We start from the raw sequence: 16645 nt of genomic DNA, 5'->3' as shown, positions 1-16645 counted from the left end.
TTTGATATAGTAAAGGAAAGGGGGAGAATATATGTATACATTAAAAATCGTTTCAGACAGAGAAGCACTTTATCAATTTGCGAGTTATGTAAGAGTTGTACAAGGGGTTGAAGATGTATATGTAGAGGTGGGAGAACCTTTATATGAACATCCTTTAATGAAGTTTTATGTACATATTAAGCTGAAAGAAACATATGAGCAGCATAAAGCGTTACAGGAAATAGCAAGATTAGTAGAATTGGGTCGTTTTACATATGTCCATTATCGTAATGATGAAATTGAGGAAGCTTTTGAAGCTGTAAAATATGAAAGTTTTAAGAAATAAAGGTGAAAAAAAGGAGGCGAAAGCTTCTTTTTTTCTTTAAAATTACATGAACAAAAAGAGCAAAATTTTGTTATGATAAGGGAGGTTAGGGAAAGGGGAATTTACATATGGGGTATATTGAAGAGTTACGAAAAGTCGTTGGTACAAGGCCGCTTATTCTCGTAGGATCAGCAATTATTATATTAAACGATAATCAAGAAGTATTGCTTCAATATCGTTCAGATACATATGATTGGGGTGTACCTGGTGGGGCGATGGAACTGGGCGAAACGACAGAAGAAACTGCACGTAGAGAGTTATTTGAAGAAACGGGGTTAACTGCAAAAATAATGCAATTTCTTGGTGTTCTATCAGGAAAAGAAGTATATTTCCGTTATCCGAATGGCGATGAAATTTTCAATGTCATTCATCTGTATCAGGCACATCATGTGAGCGGGGAATTAAAGCTCGATCATGAAGGGTTGAAACTTCAATATTTTCCAGTAGATAAGTTGCCAAAATTGAATGAAACAACAGAGAAAATTTTACAAAAGTTTTTATATGCACTAACAGAATAGAAGGTTAATTCCTTCTATTTTTATTATATCAAATATTTTGATTTTTTAGTATGTTTATAGTATGATAGTTATAGATATACATCTTATGGAATTTCACCTAAAAACTTACTAGGGTACATAAGAGAGGGGCAAGTGCAAAATGCATAATGTTGTTATTACAGCTGCAGTTCGTTCGCCAATTGGAACTTTTGGAGGAGCGCTAAAAAATGTAACGCCAGTAGAATTAGCTGTTCCTGTACTTCAGGAAGCTGTAAAACGAGGCGGGGTAGAACCACATGAAGTTGATGAAGTAATTTTAGGTCATTGTATTCAAAGAACTGATGAAGCAAATACGGCGAGAACAGCTGCATTAGCGGCAGGATTTCCTGACACAGTTACGGGATATACAATCCAACGCCAATGTTCTTCAGGTATGCAAGCAATTATGTCAGCTGCAATGCAAATCCAATTAGGTGTAAGTGATGTTGTTGTTGCAGGTGGAGTAGAAGCGATGAGTTCGAGCCCTTATGCATTGAAACAGCACCGCTGGGGACAACGTCTACAGCACGGAGAAATTCGTGATACGGTGTGGGAAGTGTTAGAAGACCCGATTCACCATATTATGATGGGTGAAACAGCGGAAAATTTAGTTGAACAATATGAAATTACAAGAGAGGAACAAGATGAAGTTGCTCTTCGCAGTCATACATTGGCACTGAAGGCAATCGAGTCTGGATACTTTGACGATCAAATTGTTCCTATTACAATAAAAGAGCGTAGAAAAGAAGTTATATTTTCGAAGGATGAACATCCACGTGCAGATATTACAGCTGAAAAATTAGCTGGATTGAAGCCGGCATTCCGTAAAGATGGATCAGTGACTGCGGGGAATGCATCTGGCCTTAATGACGGGAGTGCAGTTCTAGTATTAATGAGCGAAGAAAAAGCGAAAGAAAAAGGTTTACAACCGTTAGCTAGAATTGTTGGATATTCAGTAGCTGGAGTAGATCCAAAAATTATGGGTATTGGACCAGCACCAGCAATTCGTAAAGGTTTAGAAAAAGTAGATTGGTCATTGGAAGATGCAGATTTACTTGAAATTAATGAAGCTTTCGCGGCTCAATATTTAGCTGTAGAGAAAGAGTTAGGCTTAGACCGTGAAAAAGTGAACGTAAACGGTAGTGGCGTAGGACTTGGGCATCCAATTGGTTGTACAGGGGCTCGTATTACAGTAAGTTTAATTCACGAATTAAAAAGACGTGGGTTAGAAAAAGGAATTGCCTCTTTATGCGTCGGTGGCGGTATCGGGGTTGCCTTATTTATAGAAGCACTATAAAAAAGAAGCAGCTATTGCTGCTTCTTTTTTTACGACTCAAATAGATGATGAAATAATCGATCACGATTTTCAAAGAAAAGTTTCGTCGTTTGGTAATGCTCAGTTTCTTCTAATGTGGATTCGTGAATCCCTTCTTGTGTTAAAGAATATATAGTGGATTCAGGGTAGGCCATTAAAATAGGAGAATGCGTCGCAATAACAAATTGTGAACCTTGTTCCGCTAGCTCGTGCATTCGAATGAGCATGGAAAGTTGTCTCATTGGTGATAAAGCTGCCTCAGGCTCATCTAAAATGTATAAACCTTGTCCTGAAAAACGATTCATAAATAATGAGAAGAACGATTCGCCGTGTGATTGTTCGTGTAGTGAAACGCCGCCGTAAGATTTTATAGCATCTATTTCATCAATATAAGAAGCAACGTTATAAAATGATTCAGCGCGAAGAAAGAAACCGTCGTTTGGTGTATTGAAACTTTTTGAAATTCGAAGGTATTCATGTAAAGATGAATGGGAATCGTTTGTGCTAAAGCGGAAGTTCTTCGTTCCACCTTCTGCATTAAAACCTAACGCAATTGCAATTCCTTCAAGTAATGTTGATTTACCTGTTCCGTTTTCTCCAATAATGAATGTTACATTTGGATGGAAAGCTAGTGATTGTAATGTTCGGATAGCAGGTAAGCAGTAAGGATATGCGGAAAAACTAGGGATATTTTCTTTTTTTAATGTGACATTTTGTAAAAAAGGTACGTCAATCAATATATAAACCTCAATTCATAACGGATTTTGAATTTAAAAAGGCAGAAAATACAAGTGTTAATGACACCTGAATCCCTTCCTTATTTTCTGAATATTTTATGTGGATTATATCATTTAAACTATCATATTCCAATGTGAAAATAAATATTGCATGAAGATCCATTCTCTCGTTATGATATATGGTATTCTATTGAAAATGTGAGAAGGAGTTAAAGTATGCCGTTTACATTTGCACATCCAGCAGCAGTTCTTCCTTTTGCGAAAAAGCATTCTAAACATATTTCAGTAACGGCTCTTATATTAGGTAGTATGGCGCCTGACTTTGAATATTTCTTACACTTTAGACCGTATGGTGTAATTGGGCATACGTGGCTTGGATTCTTATATTTCAATTTACCACTTGTCTTTTTGTTAGCATACATATATCATTACATTTTAAAAAAGCCGTTTATAACGCATTTGCCTAAACCGTTTGCTGGTTATTATTCATATGCAATAGATGAGAGGTGGGGGCTATATACATGGAAAGAATTCTTTGTATTTTGCTATTCTGCATTATTCGGTATGCTCACGCATGTCGTTTGGGATGCATTTACTCATAATACAGGCTATTTTGTTATGAAAATACCATTATTACAAAGAGAATGGTACGGTATCTCTGTTTATAAATATATGCAACATGGAAGTACATGTATTGGTGTTCTACTATTAGTATACGTTTTATGGAAGTATAGAAATGAAATGGGTAAAGATCTTATTTTAGCTTCGGAAAAAAGAAAGTATTGGGTTTCAGTAATTGTTGTAGCAACTATTATATTTATCGTGCACGCGTTCCTAGATCCCTATTTTCATATTTTCCAAATTGGAGGTATAATAGTATCTGGACTGACAAGTTCATTTTGTGGACTTGTCATTGTTTCTATAGTTTACAAAGCCAGGGACTAATTTTATATTCATGAATGATAGCGTTAGGAGAAATGAAATGATGAAAGCATGGAAAAGTATTTTTGTTTTATGTAGTTTTCTTCTTATGTTAAGTGGTTGCTTCCATCAAGAAGAAAAGAAAGCTGAACCAAAGAAGAAAGAATCTATTCCTGAAACAAAAGAATATGGTGGGCGTGAGCTGAAAAAAGTAGGACAAAAAGTGAAAGAAACAGGATGGGGTACTTTCAAGTTAGAGCAGATGCATTCTGTGAATCAAACATTTGAAGTAGCGCCAATGAAAATTCACGTACAAGATGTGAAAGTAATTTCTTTATCACAGATGAGTGAAAAGGCAAAAAAAACATTGAAAGTATACACGGCACTAACCCCTGAAGAAGTAAAACGGAGATTAGGGGATAAAGTAAGCCAAGAAGATGCAGAATTATATGCATCGCTAAGTGGAACAGAGATTAGTAATACAATTCGTTACGTTGAGATTACATATAAAGTGGAGAATAGCGGAAATAAAAATATGCAATTTTTCTCTATGAATGATGTTATGATTAATGGTAAGCAACATTTTAAAGTAGCCACTCAAAACTTTTTATATGACGAAGATACGTTAGTTGGTACAAAAAATGTATCAAGAGAAGACTATAAGCCTGGTGAAACAAGAGATGGTATTATTGGTTTAATACTTGACGATGGAAAAGACAAGGTAAAGGATATTCAGTTTACAACTGATGATTTACTTGCAGGGGATTCAGAAACACAAGATGTTGTAAAAGAGCCACAAACGTTTAACATCTCACTAAAATAATGTAAGACAAAACAGTCAGCATTCAAATATTATGCTGACTGTTTTTTTATTTCTTTTATGTATGAATCTACATTTTGAAAAGGCACCTTAATTTTAAACGCATCTTTTTGTTCATTAAATTGCTTTTCATTGTAGGGACCGAAACGTTTATTGTGCTTTACGTCAATAATCCAATAATGTTCACTTTTTTTATTTGCAATTGCTGCGTCAGGGTTATTCGGATCTGATTTTTCCTCGGTTTGTTTTGCAATAATGTATTTATCATCCCAAGCAATGTCTGTAATTTTTGCAGGGATGTATTGTGTGGCATATACAGCATCTTGCGAGGGGAAAAGTTCAAATGCATTTCCAGAAGTACGTATGAGTTCGTATTCATCGTTAACCGTATAAGTTAAGTGACCTGTGTTTCCTGCACAACCAGTTAATAGGAAGGCGACGAATAGGATTATCCATTTTTTCAATATGGGAACCTCCTTTATAATGCTATTGTAACAAATTGTACAAGAAAAGTAAGAGAAACGCTAGTTTACAATGTTTTTTAGAAGTGGTACGATGAGACGGGTAAAGAAGGATATGAAGGAGTCGACATAAAATGAAGTTAAAGATGCATCGTCCAGCGCTTGTAATGAATCGCATAGGTGCTTCCCTAATTGACATGTTTTTAATCTCGGTTATGTATGGTGCAGTAGTAGCTATTATGACCGGAAACTATAGTGCTATGTTTAAGCGCTTTAATATAAGCTTAGGTGATTTTAGATATGATTTCGCAGTAGTTTTTATATTAATGGCGATATATTTTATTGTGTTACCCTTTATTTGGAACGGTGTTACACTTGGAAAAAAGGTAACGAGAATAAAATTAATTTCATTGAAGAGTGAAAAGCTAACGTTGCAAACATTAATTATAAGATTTTTTGTAGTGTTATTACCGAACGTATTGCTATTAGGAATTCCATTAATATGTAATATATATATGATGTTGTTCCGCAAAGATAATTGTGGTTTTCAGGATTTAATTACAAAAACGAAAGTAATAAGTCTTGTATAATGAAAAAAAGACCTTTTTATATATAAAAGGGTCTTTTTGATTTTATAAGTATATGGGGAATGTTTACAGTAAGGAAAAGCTAAAATGTGTTAATTCTATTTATAATAGATTGAAAATTAAGAAAATGATATAATGATTAAAAATAATATCTTTATTCCGCCATATTGGGGCTGATTAAAATTTCACTTTATATAATAAGGGGGAGATTAAAATGACTGGAGGTAGTGTAATCTTTTGGGGGATTTTAATTTTCATCGGTTTAGTTTTCGATCAGCGTAATAATAAGAAAAAAGAAGGATAAAAAGTAAACGTTTACAAGTAAAATAGCAATTTTTCTTGCTTGCAGATTAATCTTATAAAGGAGTATACTGAATGACGGTAAGACTTATAGAAGGGGTAATGAAAATGAAGCTTGCAGGAAAAGTTGCTATCGTAACTGGCGGTGGCATCGGTATTGGACGTAATACAGCTCTTTTGTTGGCTAAACAAGGCGCAAAAGTTATTGTGACGGACATTGATCAAGAGAGTGGACAAGCAACAGTGGAGGAAATTATGAATCTAGGCGGAGAGGCACTTTTTGTATCCTATGATATGGGAAAGCAAGGAGATTGGCAACGCGTTATTAGCATTACTTTGAATGCATTCAGTCGCATTGATATGCTTTTTCAAAATGCAGGTTTATATAAAATAGATTCTATTTTTTCTCGCCAACAAGAGAACGATTCCAATGTACTTTGTATTAATGACGTTTGGATAGAGATAAAACAATTAACGTCATCTTTTATGAAACAGCAAGAAGAAGTGGTGCTTAGTGATTTACCGATTTTCGGTATTATTAGCACAAAAGGACAATCATTTCATACAGTAGAAGCCCTAGTATAATAATAAAAACCGCCCTCAATATATGTGGACGGTTTTTTTGTATGTGTATAGTAAAGATAAATTTTTTAGCGAATACGTTGTTCAGTTTGGTTATCAAAGAAATGTGCTTTATTCATATCAAATGCTAATTTAATTTGATCACCAGGTGAAAATGTATGTCTTGCATCTACACGTGCTGCAAAATCTTGATTTCCAAGTTTCATATATAAAATGGATTCAGCACCTAATAATTCAGCGACTTCAATTTTTGTTGTGAAGGCAGTAGATTGCGAAGCTTCTAAAAATAGTAGTTCATCATGAATGTCCTCTGGGCGAATACCTAAAACAATTTCCTTATTTACATAGCCTTGTTCACGTAGCATCTTCATTTTTCCTTCAGATACTTTAATTTTTATAGTATTGTCTATAACGAAATCGGTTTCAGTCAATTTACCACGGAAGAAATTCATCGCTGGTGAGCCGATAAATCCACCCACGAAAATGTTTTCTGGCGTTTCGTATACTTCTTTTGGAGTTCCAATTTGTTGGATTTTTCCATCCTTCATAACGACAAGACGCGAAGCCATAGTCATTGCTTCTGTTTGGTCATGTGTTACATAAATTGTTGTTGTTCCAAGGCGATGATGTAGCTTAGAAATTTCTGAGCGCATTGCAACACGGAGTTTAGCATCTAAGTTTGATAATGGTTCATCCATTAAGAAAACTTTTGCATCTCGAACGATTGCTCTACCTAACGCAACACGTTGGCGCTGTCCACCTGATAATGCTTTCGGTTTTCTATCTAAATATTGTTCAAGTCCTAAAATTTTTGCTGCATCTTTCACACGACGATCGATTTCATCTTTTGGTATTTTTCGAAGTTTTAATCCAAATGCCATATTATCATATACACTCATATGTGGATAAAGAGCGTAGTTTTGGAATACCATAGCGATATCTCGATCTTTTGGAGGAACATCATTCATTAGTTTACCATCAATTGAAAACTCGCCTTTTGAAATATCTTCAAGTCCAGCTACCATTCGTAATGTTGTAGATTTTCCGCATCCAGAAGGACCGACAAATACAATAAATTCTTTATCTTGAATGTGTAAATTAAAATCAGTTACAGCTGTTACGTTATTATCATATATTTTATAAATGTTTTCTAATTTAAGTTCTGCCATGGTATTTCCCCCTAGAAATAATTATGCAAACGTTTTCTTTGAGTTCATTATAAACGAATAGATTCAAAAAATAAATAAAAAAATAAAACGTTTTCATTTATTGGAGATTTATTAGTGGTTTTCATATGTTTTCTTAGAAAAAGAACAATAAAAATTGTAAGCGCTATTTTAAATTGAGATAGAATCTGTTATCATTCATTAATGAAAACGTTTGCGCCTTAAAAAAGAGAAAAATGAATGATGAATGAAATGGGGTAGCATAATGGAAAAACAATGGTGGAAAGAAAGTGTAGTATATCAAATTTATCCTCGTAGCTTTATGGATAGTAATGGTGATGGTATAGGAGATCTTCAAGGGATTATTTCAAAGCTAGATTACTTAAAAGAGTTAGGGATTGATGTGATTTGGTTATCACCAGTCTATGAATCTCCAAATGATGATAATGGTTATGATATAAGCGATTATTGTAAAATTATGAACGAGTTCGGAACAATGGAAGATTGGGATGAGCTATTATATGAAATGCATGAACGTAATATGAAACTTATGATGGACTTAGTTGTTAATCATACTTCGGATGAACATAATTGGTTTATTGAATCACGTAAATCAAAAGATAATAAATATAGAGATTACTATATATGGCGCCCTGGAAAAGAAGGGAAAGAACCGAACAACTGGGGAGCTGCTTTTAGTGGATCTGCATGGCAGTATGATGAAATGACGGATGAATATTATTTACATCTGTTTTCTAAAAAACAGCCAGATTTAAATTGGGATAATGAAAAGGTAAGACAAGATGTTTATGAAATGATGAAGTTTTGGTTAGAAAAAGGAATTGATGGCTTCCGTATGGATGTTATTAATTTTATTTCTAAAGAAGAGGGATTACCAGCTGTTGAAACAGAAGAAGAGGGGTATGTTTCAGGTCATAAGCATTTTATGAACGGTCCAAACATTCATAAATATTTACATGAAATGAATGAGGAAGTATTATCGCATTATGATATTATGACGGTTGGTGAAATGCCTGGTGTAACGACAGAAGAAGCGAAATTGTATACTGGAGAAGAACGAAAAGAGTTGCAAATGGTATTCCAATTTGAACATATGGATTTAGATTCAGGAGAAGGTGGAAAGTGGGATGTAAAACCATGCTCACTTCTTACTTTAAAAGAGAATTTAACAAAGTGGCAAAAAGCATTAGAGCATACCGGATGGAATAGCCTTTATTGGAATAATCATGATCAGCCTCGCGTTGTATCTCGTTTTGGTAATGATGGAATGTATCGCATTGAATCAGCAAAAATGTTAGCGACAGTTCTTCATATGATGAAAGGAACGCCATATATTTATCAAGGAGAGGAAATTGGAATGACGAACGTTCGATTCCAATCAATTGATGAATATCGAGATATTGAAACGTTAAATATGTATAAAGAAAAAGTGATAGACCATGGTGAAGATATAGAAAAAGTAATGGAATCTATTTATATAAAGGGTCGTGATAATGCTAGAACTCCGATGCAGTGGAATGATCAGAATCACGCTGGATTTACAAAAGGTGAACCTTGGATTACTGTAAATCCTAACTATAAAGAGATTAATGTGAAACAAGCAATCCAAGATGAAGGTTCAATTTTTTATTACTATAAGAAATTAATTGAACTACGCAAAAATAATGAAATAGTTGTGTATGGATCATATGATTTAATATTAGATAATGACCCTTCTATTTTTGCTTATGTAAGAACATATGGAGATGAAAAACTACTTGTCATTGCAAACTTTACTGCGGATGAAAGTGTATTTGAAATGCCTAAGGATATTAGTTATAGTGAATCAGAGTTATTTATACACAATTACGATGTAGAAATCGGATCAATAGATAACATTCCATTACGTCCGTATGAAGCGATAGTGTTCAAATTGAAATAAGAAAAAGCCTTATGCCATTTCGAACTTGGCATAAGGCTTTTTTGGATTACCATTTTAATATGGAGAATCCATATGGAGGAAGTGTAACTTGTAATACACTTGCTTCCGCTGAAAATTCTTCGTTTGTATAAATGTTAATTATTTTCTTACCAGTAACATGAAGAGGGAGTGAAACTGTAACTTCACTATTAGTAGGGTTTAAAACGAAAAAGATGGTTTCATCCTCATATGTTTTCGTATAAGAAATATAATTATGTTCATCATTTGCTTCGATGAATTGAAAAGTACCATGTCCTCCAAATGCTTTATGTTGTTTACGTAATAAAATCAATGTTTGTATATGGGTAAATAATGCATGATCTTGTTCTTTAGTATCCCAAATCATACATTTACGGCAATCAGGGTCCATGCCGCCATCCATACCAATTTCATCCCCGTAATAAATACAAGGAGAGCCGATGAAAGAAAGATGGAATACATAGAGCAATTTCAACTTATTTTTATCTCCGTTGCATGTTGTTAAAATTCTTGGAGTATCATGGCTGTCTAATAAATGAAATGCTGCTTCATTTACATTCATAGAGTAGGAATGTAGAGATTCTGTAATTTGCTTCATGAATTCACTTGCTTTAATGGAATCGTTAGCAAAGTAAGAAAGTAGAGCATTTGTAACAGGATAGCTCATGACAGCATCAAATTGATCGCCTTGTAGCCACGGAAGGGCATCGTGCCAAATTTCTCCCAAAATATATACTTCAGGATTTAGTGTCTTTATTTCAGTTCGGAATTCTCTCCAAAAGTTGTGATCGACTTCATTGGCGACATCAAGGCGCCAGCCATCTATATTGAATTCTCGTACCCAATAACGTCCTACTTCAAGTAAGTATTCTTTTACATCTGGATGAGCTGTATTTAATTTAGGCATATACGGTGTAAAGGCGAAAGTATCATAATTTGGAAGTGGTTCGGTTATAATCGGAAATTCATGAATGTGGAACCACTCTTTATATGCGGACTTCTCACCATTCTCTAGTACGTCTTGAAATTTCTCGAAAAAGTATCCACTATGATTAAACACAGCATCGAGCATTACTTTTATACCGTGCTTATGACATTCTTCAACGAGCTCTTTAAAAGTTTCTTTTGTCCCAAATTGTGGGTCAATTTCCATATAGTCAATTGTGTCATATTTATGGTTTGAATGAGCTTTGAAAATAGGTGTGAAATATATTCCGGAAATGCCAAGCTTAACAAGGTAATCAAGGTTTTGAATAACACCAGAAAAATCTCCGCCGAAAAAATTAGTTGGAGTTGGATTCGCACTTCCCCAAGGAAGGGTGTTTTCTGGATTCAGCGTACTATCGCCATTAGCGAATCGCTCAGGGAAAATCTGATACCAAATGGTGTCTTTAATCCAAGATGGTGCTTTGAATACATCATCTGCATGAATAAATGGAAAACAGAAAAAGTTACCAACATCATCATTTGGAATGCTAGAAAAGAATCCTCGCTCTGCATAAATAAGAGTGTCTGTTTCAGATTTTAATTCAAACCCATAACGTAAGCGCTTAAATTTTGGTTCAATTGCAATGGACCAATAATCAAATAATGCAGTAGAACCCGTTTTTTTCATGGGTGTACTTGCTGATATCCATTTCCCGTCTTTCCATTCGTAAGGATCACCGTAAATAAGATCGGCGCTTTGAATATCATCTCTCTTAGTACGTACTCGGATGTGAATTGTTTGTTCATCATAAGCGTATGCATAATTATCTTTCGGCCTATGATAAATGGCTTCTTTAAACATATAGAAAATCCCCCTTCAATATCTCTATACATAGTATTCCCTTAAGTGTAATAATAAAGCCTGTATTGCAAACGATTGCCTTTCTCGTAGCTTTAATATTGCTTATAAGAGTAGTATTCATTTTATATAAAGTCAATGTATAAAGAGTATAATGACATAATTTTTAAATTAATATTTGCAAAATGAATAAAAGAATGTATAATGATAGACAAATAGCGCAAACGTTTTCATAGATTGAGATATTGTTTGCGCTTCAATTAAACTATTAAATGCAAACGTTTTCAGTTACTGAGGTACATAGACAATTTAGGGAGGTTTTTGGGATGAAGAAAGCATTATCATTATTAACGGTTTCAGCATTATCTATTGGTATGTTATCTGCATGTGGACCGAAAGATTCAGGGAAAAAAGAGGAAAGTAAAGCGAAAAAAGACTATGATCTTCTTGTTTGGGAAGATGATAAAAAAGGTGTTGGTTTAGAACCAGCAGTGAAAAGCTTTGAGGAAAAATATAAAGTAAAAGTAAAAGTTGTTGAAATGCAAATGACAGATCAAGTGAAGAAGTTACGCCTTGATGGGCCAGCGGGGACTGGACCAGATGTTGTAACATTGCCACACGATCAAATCGGAAATGCAGTAACAGAAGGTTTACTTTCTGAAGTGAAAGCAGATGATGCTGTAAAGAGTAAATTTACTAATTCATCAATAGAAGCACAGACATATAACGGAAAATTATATGGTTTACCAAAAGCAATTGAGACACCAGTCTTTATTTACAATAAAAAACTAATGCCAAAAGCGCCAGAAACGATGGACGAGCTGTTTAACTTCTCAAAAGAATTTACGAAAGATGGCAAGTACGGATTTTTAGCATTAGGAGATAACTTCTACTTTGCTAATGCATTCATGGCAGGTATGGGCGGTTATGTATTTGGTGAAAAAGATGGAAAGCCAAATGCAAGTGATGTTGGATTAAATAATAGTGGAGCAGTACAAGGTGCTGAATATCTTCAAAAATGGTACAAGGAAAAATTATTCCCAAAAGGTATTATCGGTGAATCAGGTGGGCCTGCTGCTGATGGACTATTCAATGAAGGAAAAGCAGCTTCTATCATGAATGGCCCATGGGCGTTCCAAGCAATGGAAAAGAACGGGATTGATTATGGCGTTGCTCCAATGCCAAAATTACCAAATGGTCAACCAATGAAAACGTTTGTTGGGGTTAAAGGATGGCATGTAACAAGTTTCTCTAAACAAAATGATTTAGCTACAAAATTCACTGAGTGGGTAACAAATGAAGAAAACGCAAAAATTCGATTTGAGAAAACAAAAGAAATTCCTCCAGTAAAATCAGTAATGGAAGATCCAATTATTAAAGATAACGAAGCTGCAAAAGCAGTTGCAACGCAATCTGAAAATGGAATTCCAATGCCAAACATTCCAGAAATGCAAGAAGTTTGGAAACCAGCTGGAGATGCGCTTCAATTAGTTGTTACAGATAAAGAGGCACCAAAAGCGGCGCTTGATAGTGCAGTGAAACAAATTAAAGGTAATATTGAGGCAAATCATAACAAGAAAAAATAAGGTGAAATTCGTGCCTCTAATATGAGAGGCACGAATTCTCTCCCTTCCATGTAGGAAGAAAAAAGGGGGAAGGAACATGCAAACATCTATGGAACCAGCAAATGGGTTAAACCATTCAAAGCATAGGAAAATGGCAACCATGTTATCAATCATTCCAGGCGTGGGCCAAATGTATAATAAACAATTTGTAAAAGGTCTTATTTTTCTAGTATTAACAGGTTCTTTTATTGTAGCCTTTGCTGATTTATTAAATATGGGATTATGGGGTATTGTAACGCTTGGTACAGAAGTTCCACGTGACCATTCTGTTTTTCTATTAGTAGAAGGAATCTTGGCCCTTATCGTTATCGCTTTTGGGCTCGGCATATATGCATTTAACTTATATGATGCATACCAAAATGGAAAGAAACGTGATAGCGGAACACCGTTAAATTCTGTAAAAGAGCAATATCGTAATTTGTTAGATCAAGGTTTTCCTTATTTAATGGTTTCACCAGGTTTTCTACTACTTATCTTTGTGGTCGTATTTCCAATCATCTTCGTAATTTTAATTGGATTTACAAACTATGATTTATATCATTCTCCTCCAGCTAAATTAGTAGATTGGGTGGGCTTTAAAAACTTTATTGATATTTTCACTTTACCGATGTGGAGAGAGACATTTGTAAGTGTATTCTCTTGGACTGTCATTTGGACATTCGTTGCAACAACATTACAAGTTGCACTTGGTATTTTCTTAGCGATTATCGTAAATCAGCCTGGTATTAAAGGAAAGGCGATTATTCGAACAATCTTCATTTTACCGTGGGCGGTTCCAGCATTCGTATCTATTCTTGTTTTCTCTGGTATGTTTAATGAAACATTCGGAGCGATTAACAATCAAGTATTAGCTTTATTCGGAATTGAAAAGATTGCTTGGATGACAGATCCATTTTGGGCGAAGATTGCTTTAATTATGATTCAAACGTGGCTTGGGTTCCCGTTTATCTTTGCGATGACAACAGGTATACTGCAATCGATTCCGGGAGAATTATATGAAGCGGCTACAGTAGATGGAGCGACAGCTTGGCAACAGTTTCGTAAAATTACATTGCCACTTGTGTTATATGCAACAGCACCAATATTAATTACGCAATATACGTTTAACTTTAATAACTTTAGTATCATCTATCTATTTAATGGTGGAGGTCCTGCTGTAGCTGGACAAGACGCAGGTGGAACGGATATTTTAATTTCATGGATTTATAAGTTAACGATGACTTCAGCGCAGTACGGAAAAGCAGCAGCTCTTACAATGATATTATCGTTAATTGTTATTACAGTTGCGTTATGGCAATTTAAGAGAACAAAATCATTCCAAGAAGAGGATATGATGTAAATGAATATTAAAAGACAGAAGATGTTACGTCTCTCATTAAGTTATTTAGTTATTTTCGTAATGTGTGTCATCATTTTCTATCCGTTATTATGGATTATTGGCTCATCGTTTAATCCAGGTGATAGTTTATCTGGATCAAGTATTATTCCACAAAATGCAACGTTAGATCATTATCGTAAGTTATTAGATCTAGAGAATAGTAATTACTTACTATGGTATAAAAACACATTAAAAGTAAGTGTTTTAACGATGATTTTCTCAGTGTTAGCAATTAGTTTTACCGCTTATGCATTTTCGAGATATCGTTTTGTTGGAAGAAAAAATGGTTTATTAACATTTTTAATTCTGCAAATGATTCCAAACTTTGCAGCGTTAATTGCTTTATACGTATTAGCTCAATTAACAGGATTAATTGATACACACCTTGCATTAATTTTAATTTATGTAGGCGGGGCTATTCCGATGAATACATGGCTTATGAAAGGGTATTTTGATACGATTCCGAAAGAACTGGATGAATCAGCTCGAATGGATGGAGCAGGACATTTTCGTATTTTTTGGCAAATCATTATGCCACTTGCAAAGCCAATCGTAGCGGTTGTAGCGTTATTTACTTTCATTGGTCCATTTACAGATTTCATTTTAGCGAGTATTATTTTGCGAACACCAGAAAATTATACTTTAGCAGTTGGATTATATGAAATGGTTGCGAAGAAATTCGGTAATGAATTTACAACGTTTGCAGCGGGTTCTGTGTTAATTGCAATCCCAATTTCAATTTTATTCCTATCACTACAAAAATACTTTATTTCTGGTTTAACAGCTGGAGGTACAAAAGGATGAAAAATGGGACATTACGTCCCATTTTTCTTTTCATCTCCCTATAAATAAGTTTATAGGGAGATGAAAAGAGATTTGACATCACATGTGAAAAGAAGTGAAATAAATAGTATATTATAGTATAGGAAAAAATAGCTATATCCCTTACAATACATGAAGAGGGAGAATAGGATTAGTTTTGCAAGATATAAGAAATGAAAGTTTATGACTTGCAATGAGTGCGAGATAAAATATATGAAAAATGGCAGAGAAATGAGAGGAGGGGGATTTTTATGACAGTTACAATTAAAGATGTGGCGAAGCAAGCGAATGTGGCACCATCAACAGTTTCTCGTGTAATTGCTGATAATCCAAGTATAAGTGAAAAGACAAAGCGCCGTGTTAGGAAAGTGATGAGTGAATTAGGGTATCATCCCAATTTAAATGCGAGAAATCTTGCGAACCAAACGACGAAAACACTTGGTCTTGTTATGCCAAGTTCTGCAAGTAAAGCTTTTCAAAATCCATTTTTCCCAGAAGTTATAAGAGGGATTAGTTCATTTGCACACGTAGAAGGTTATGCGCTTTACATGTCGACAGGTGAAACGGAAGAAGAAATTTTTAATGGTGTCGTAAAGATGGTACAGGGACGCCAAATTGGTGGCATTATTCTTTTATATTCAAGGGAGAATGATCGGATTATTCAATATTTACATGAACAAAATTTCCCGTTTGTTTTAATAGGAAAACCATATGATCGAAAAGATGAAATTACATATGTAGATAATGACAATTATACAGCTGCAAGAGAAGTGGCAGAATATTTAATTTCATTAGGGCATAAGCAAATCGCGTTCATTGGTGGTGGATCAGATTTACTTGTAACGAGAGATCGTTTAGCTGGTATGAGTGATGCCTTGAAATTAGCAGACATTGTATTACCAAAAGAATATATTTTACATTTTGATTTTTCGAGGGAAAGTGGTCAACAAGCTGTTGAGGAATTAATGGGACTGCAGCAACCGCCAACGGCAATTATGGCAACGGATGACTTAATTGGACTTGGTGTGTTAAGTGCTCTTTCTAAAAAAGGATTCGTTGTACCGAAAGATGTTTCTATTGTAAGCTTTAATAATGCTTTATTATCAGAAATTGCGAGCCCTCCACTTTCGACAGTTGATGTGAATATTTATCAGCTAGGATATGAGGCAGCAAAAGCTTTAGTTGATAAAGTAGAGAATGCAGAATCCACTGCAAAGTGTATCATTATTCCTCATAAATTACTAAAACGTCAAACTTGTGATCATTATGCATAAAAAAGCTAAGA

The 16645-nt window shown here is 34.6% G+C and carries 17 protein-coding genes; 13 read left to right on the top strand and 4 right to left on the bottom strand.

From position 1 onward, the window contains the following. The first annotated feature begins 31 nt into the window (after positions 1–31). From NST27_RS19680 to NST27_RS19670, 3 genes are all read left to right on the top strand, one after another. Complete coding sequence (locus NST27_RS19680) at positions 32–325, top strand: DUF3928 family protein (protein WP_000288330.1); 294 nt, start codon at positions 32–34, stop codon at positions 323–325. 107 nt (positions 326–432) lie between these two features. Next, positions 433–882, top strand: coding sequence for an NUDIX hydrolase (locus tag NST27_RS19675; RefSeq protein ID WP_000540529.1), 450 nt, complete (start codon positions 433–435; stop codon positions 880–882). Positions 883–1021: 139 nt separating this feature from the next. After that, positions 1022–2197: an acetyl-CoA C-acetyltransferase gene (locus NST27_RS19670; protein WP_000552076.1), complete on the top strand. Its 1176-nt coding sequence runs from the start codon at positions 1022–1024 to the stop codon at positions 2195–2197. A 29-nt stretch (positions 2198–2226) separates the two neighbouring features. Here NST27_RS19670 and NST27_RS19665 read toward each other — a convergent pair whose 3' ends face one another. Then, positions 2227–2952 (bottom strand): AAA family ATPase, encoded by a 726-nt coding sequence (locus NST27_RS19665; protein ID WP_000568001.1) that lies wholly within the window; start codon positions 2950–2952, stop codon positions 2227–2229. A 216-nt stretch (positions 2953–3168) separates the two neighbouring features. Between NST27_RS19665 and NST27_RS19660 the strand changes: the two genes are divergently transcribed. Both NST27_RS19660 and NST27_RS19655 read left to right on the top strand, forming a co-directional pair. After that, on the top strand, positions 3169–3897 hold the full coding sequence (locus tag NST27_RS19660; RefSeq protein WP_001116848.1) for a DUF4184 family protein: 729 nt from the start codon (positions 3169–3171) through the stop codon (positions 3895–3897). 37 nt (positions 3898–3934) lie between these two features. Next, entirely contained in the window at positions 3935–4696 is a 762-nt protein-coding gene (locus NST27_RS19655; protein WP_000973894.1) for a hypothetical protein, read from the top strand. Positions 4697–4725: 29 nt separating this feature from the next. Here NST27_RS19655 and NST27_RS19650 read toward each other — a convergent pair whose 3' ends face one another. Beyond that, positions 4726–5157 carry a DUF3997 domain-containing protein gene (locus tag NST27_RS19650; protein WP_000758785.1) on the bottom strand — a complete coding sequence of 144 codons (432 nt, stop codon included), beginning with the start codon at positions 5155–5157 and terminating at the stop codon, positions 4726–4728. Positions 5158–5288: 131 nt separating this feature from the next. Between NST27_RS19650 and NST27_RS19645 the strand changes: the two genes are divergently transcribed. From NST27_RS19645 to NST27_RS19635, 3 genes are all read left to right on the top strand, one after another. After that, on the top strand, positions 5289–5744 hold the full coding sequence (locus NST27_RS19645) for an RDD family protein (protein ID WP_000769079.1): 456 nt from the start codon (positions 5289–5291) through the stop codon (positions 5742–5744). 211 nt (positions 5745–5955) lie between these two features. Continuing rightward, entirely contained in the window at positions 5956–6045 is a 90-nt protein-coding gene (locus NST27_RS19640; RefSeq protein WP_000145650.1) for a hypothetical protein, read from the top strand. A gap of 71 nt (positions 6046–6116) precedes the next feature. Then, positions 6117–6626 carry an SDR family NAD(P)-dependent oxidoreductase gene (locus NST27_RS19635; protein ID WP_000218410.1) on the top strand — a complete coding sequence of 170 codons (510 nt, stop codon included), beginning with the start codon at positions 6117–6119 and terminating at the stop codon, positions 6624–6626. Positions 6627–6691: 65 nt separating this feature from the next. Here NST27_RS19635 and NST27_RS19630 read toward each other — a convergent pair whose 3' ends face one another. Then, positions 6692–7792 (bottom strand): ABC transporter ATP-binding protein, encoded by a 1101-nt coding sequence (locus tag NST27_RS19630; RefSeq protein ID WP_000818931.1) that lies wholly within the window; start codon positions 7790–7792, stop codon positions 6692–6694. A 262-nt stretch (positions 7793–8054) separates the two neighbouring features. On the opposite strand from NST27_RS19630, the gene malL reads away from it, so the two are divergent. Then, complete coding sequence (gene malL, locus NST27_RS19625) at positions 8055–9731, top strand: oligo-1,6-glucosidase (RefSeq protein ID WP_000415182.1); 1677 nt, start codon at positions 8055–8057, stop codon at positions 9729–9731. 46 nt (positions 9732–9777) lie between these two features. On the opposite strand, the gene NST27_RS19620 is transcribed toward malL, so the two are convergent. After that, positions 9778–11538 (bottom strand): alpha-glycosidase, encoded by a 1761-nt coding sequence (locus NST27_RS19620; protein WP_000471776.1) that lies wholly within the window; start codon positions 11536–11538, stop codon positions 9778–9780. Positions 11539–11861: 323 nt separating this feature from the next. Between NST27_RS19620 and NST27_RS19615 the strand changes: the two genes are divergently transcribed. The 4 genes from NST27_RS19615 (at position 11862) to malR (ending at position 16634) form a co-directional block, all read left to right on the top strand. Next, positions 11862–13121, top strand: a complete 1260-nt coding sequence (locus NST27_RS19615; RefSeq protein ID WP_000709923.1) for an extracellular solute-binding protein — start codon at positions 11862–11864, stop codon at positions 13119–13121. Between the two features lie 76 nt (positions 13122–13197). Next, entirely contained in the window at positions 13198–14499 is a 1302-nt protein-coding gene (gene malC, locus NST27_RS19610; RefSeq protein ID WP_001194996.1) for a maltosaccharide ABC transporter permease MalC, read from the top strand. Further along, the gene (gene malD / locus NST27_RS19605; RefSeq protein ID WP_001022610.1) at positions 14500–15342 is read left to right on the top strand and encodes a maltosaccharide ABC transporter permease MalD; all 843 of its coding nucleotides are present in this window, start codon (positions 14500–14502) and stop codon (positions 15340–15342) included. It begins immediately after the preceding gene. A gap of 269 nt (positions 15343–15611) precedes the next feature. Further along, positions 15612–16634 (top strand): maltose operon transcriptional repressor MalR, encoded by a 1023-nt coding sequence (malR, locus tag NST27_RS19600; RefSeq protein ID WP_000219053.1) that lies wholly within the window; start codon positions 15612–15614, stop codon positions 16632–16634. Positions 16635–16645: the final 11 nt, after the last annotated feature.

Source organism: Bacillus sp. FSL W8-0770 (genome assembly GCF_038008705.1).
Taxonomy (GTDB): Bacteria; Bacillota; Bacilli; order Bacillales; family Bacillaceae_G; genus Bacillus_A; species Bacillus_A cereus.
This window is presented reverse-complemented; position numbering and strand designations above follow the sequence as displayed.

Coding starts and splice junctions, on each gene's coding strand:
- NST27_RS19675 (WP_000540529.1), top strand. CDS start 433: ATGGGGTATATTGAAGAGTTACGAAAAGTCGTTGGTACAAGGCCGCTT.
- NST27_RS19680 (WP_000288330.1), top strand. CDS start 32: ATGTATACATTAAAAATCGTTTCAGACAGAGAAGCACTTTATCAATTT.
- NST27_RS19635 (WP_000218410.1), top strand. CDS start 6,117: ATGACGGTAAGACTTATAGAAGGGGTAATGAAAATGAAGCTTGCAGGA.
- NST27_RS19670 (WP_000552076.1), top strand. CDS start 1,022: ATGCATAATGTTGTTATTACAGCTGCAGTTCGTTCGCCAATTGGAACT.
- NST27_RS19655 (WP_000973894.1), top strand. CDS start 3,935: ATGATGAAAGCATGGAAAAGTATTTTTGTTTTATGTAGTTTTCTTCTT.
- NST27_RS19615 (WP_000709923.1), top strand. CDS start 11,862: ATGAAGAAAGCATTATCATTATTAACGGTTTCAGCATTATCTATTGGT.
- NST27_RS19645 (WP_000769079.1), top strand. CDS start 5,289: ATGAAGTTAAAGATGCATCGTCCAGCGCTTGTAATGAATCGCATAGGT.
- malR (WP_000219053.1), top strand. CDS start 15,612: ATGACAGTTACAATTAAAGATGTGGCGAAGCAAGCGAATGTGGCACCA.
- malD (WP_001022610.1), top strand. CDS start 14,500: ATGAATATTAAAAGACAGAAGATGTTACGTCTCTCATTAAGTTATTTA.
- NST27_RS19660 (WP_001116848.1), top strand. CDS start 3,169: ATGCCGTTTACATTTGCACATCCAGCAGCAGTTCTTCCTTTTGCGAAA.
- malL (WP_000415182.1), top strand. CDS start 8,055: ATGGAAAAACAATGGTGGAAAGAAAGTGTAGTATATCAAATTTATCCT.
- NST27_RS19630 (WP_000818931.1), bottom strand. CDS start 7,792: ATGGCAGAACTTAAATTAGAAAACATTTATAAAATATATGATAATAAC.
- malC (WP_001194996.1), top strand. CDS start 13,198: ATGCAAACATCTATGGAACCAGCAAATGGGTTAAACCATTCAAAGCAT.
- NST27_RS19640 (WP_000145650.1), top strand. CDS start 5,956: ATGACTGGAGGTAGTGTAATCTTTTGGGGGATTTTAATTTTCATCGGT.
- NST27_RS19620 (WP_000471776.1), bottom strand. CDS start 11,538: ATGTTTAAAGAAGCCATTTATCATAGGCCGAAAGATAATTATGCATAC.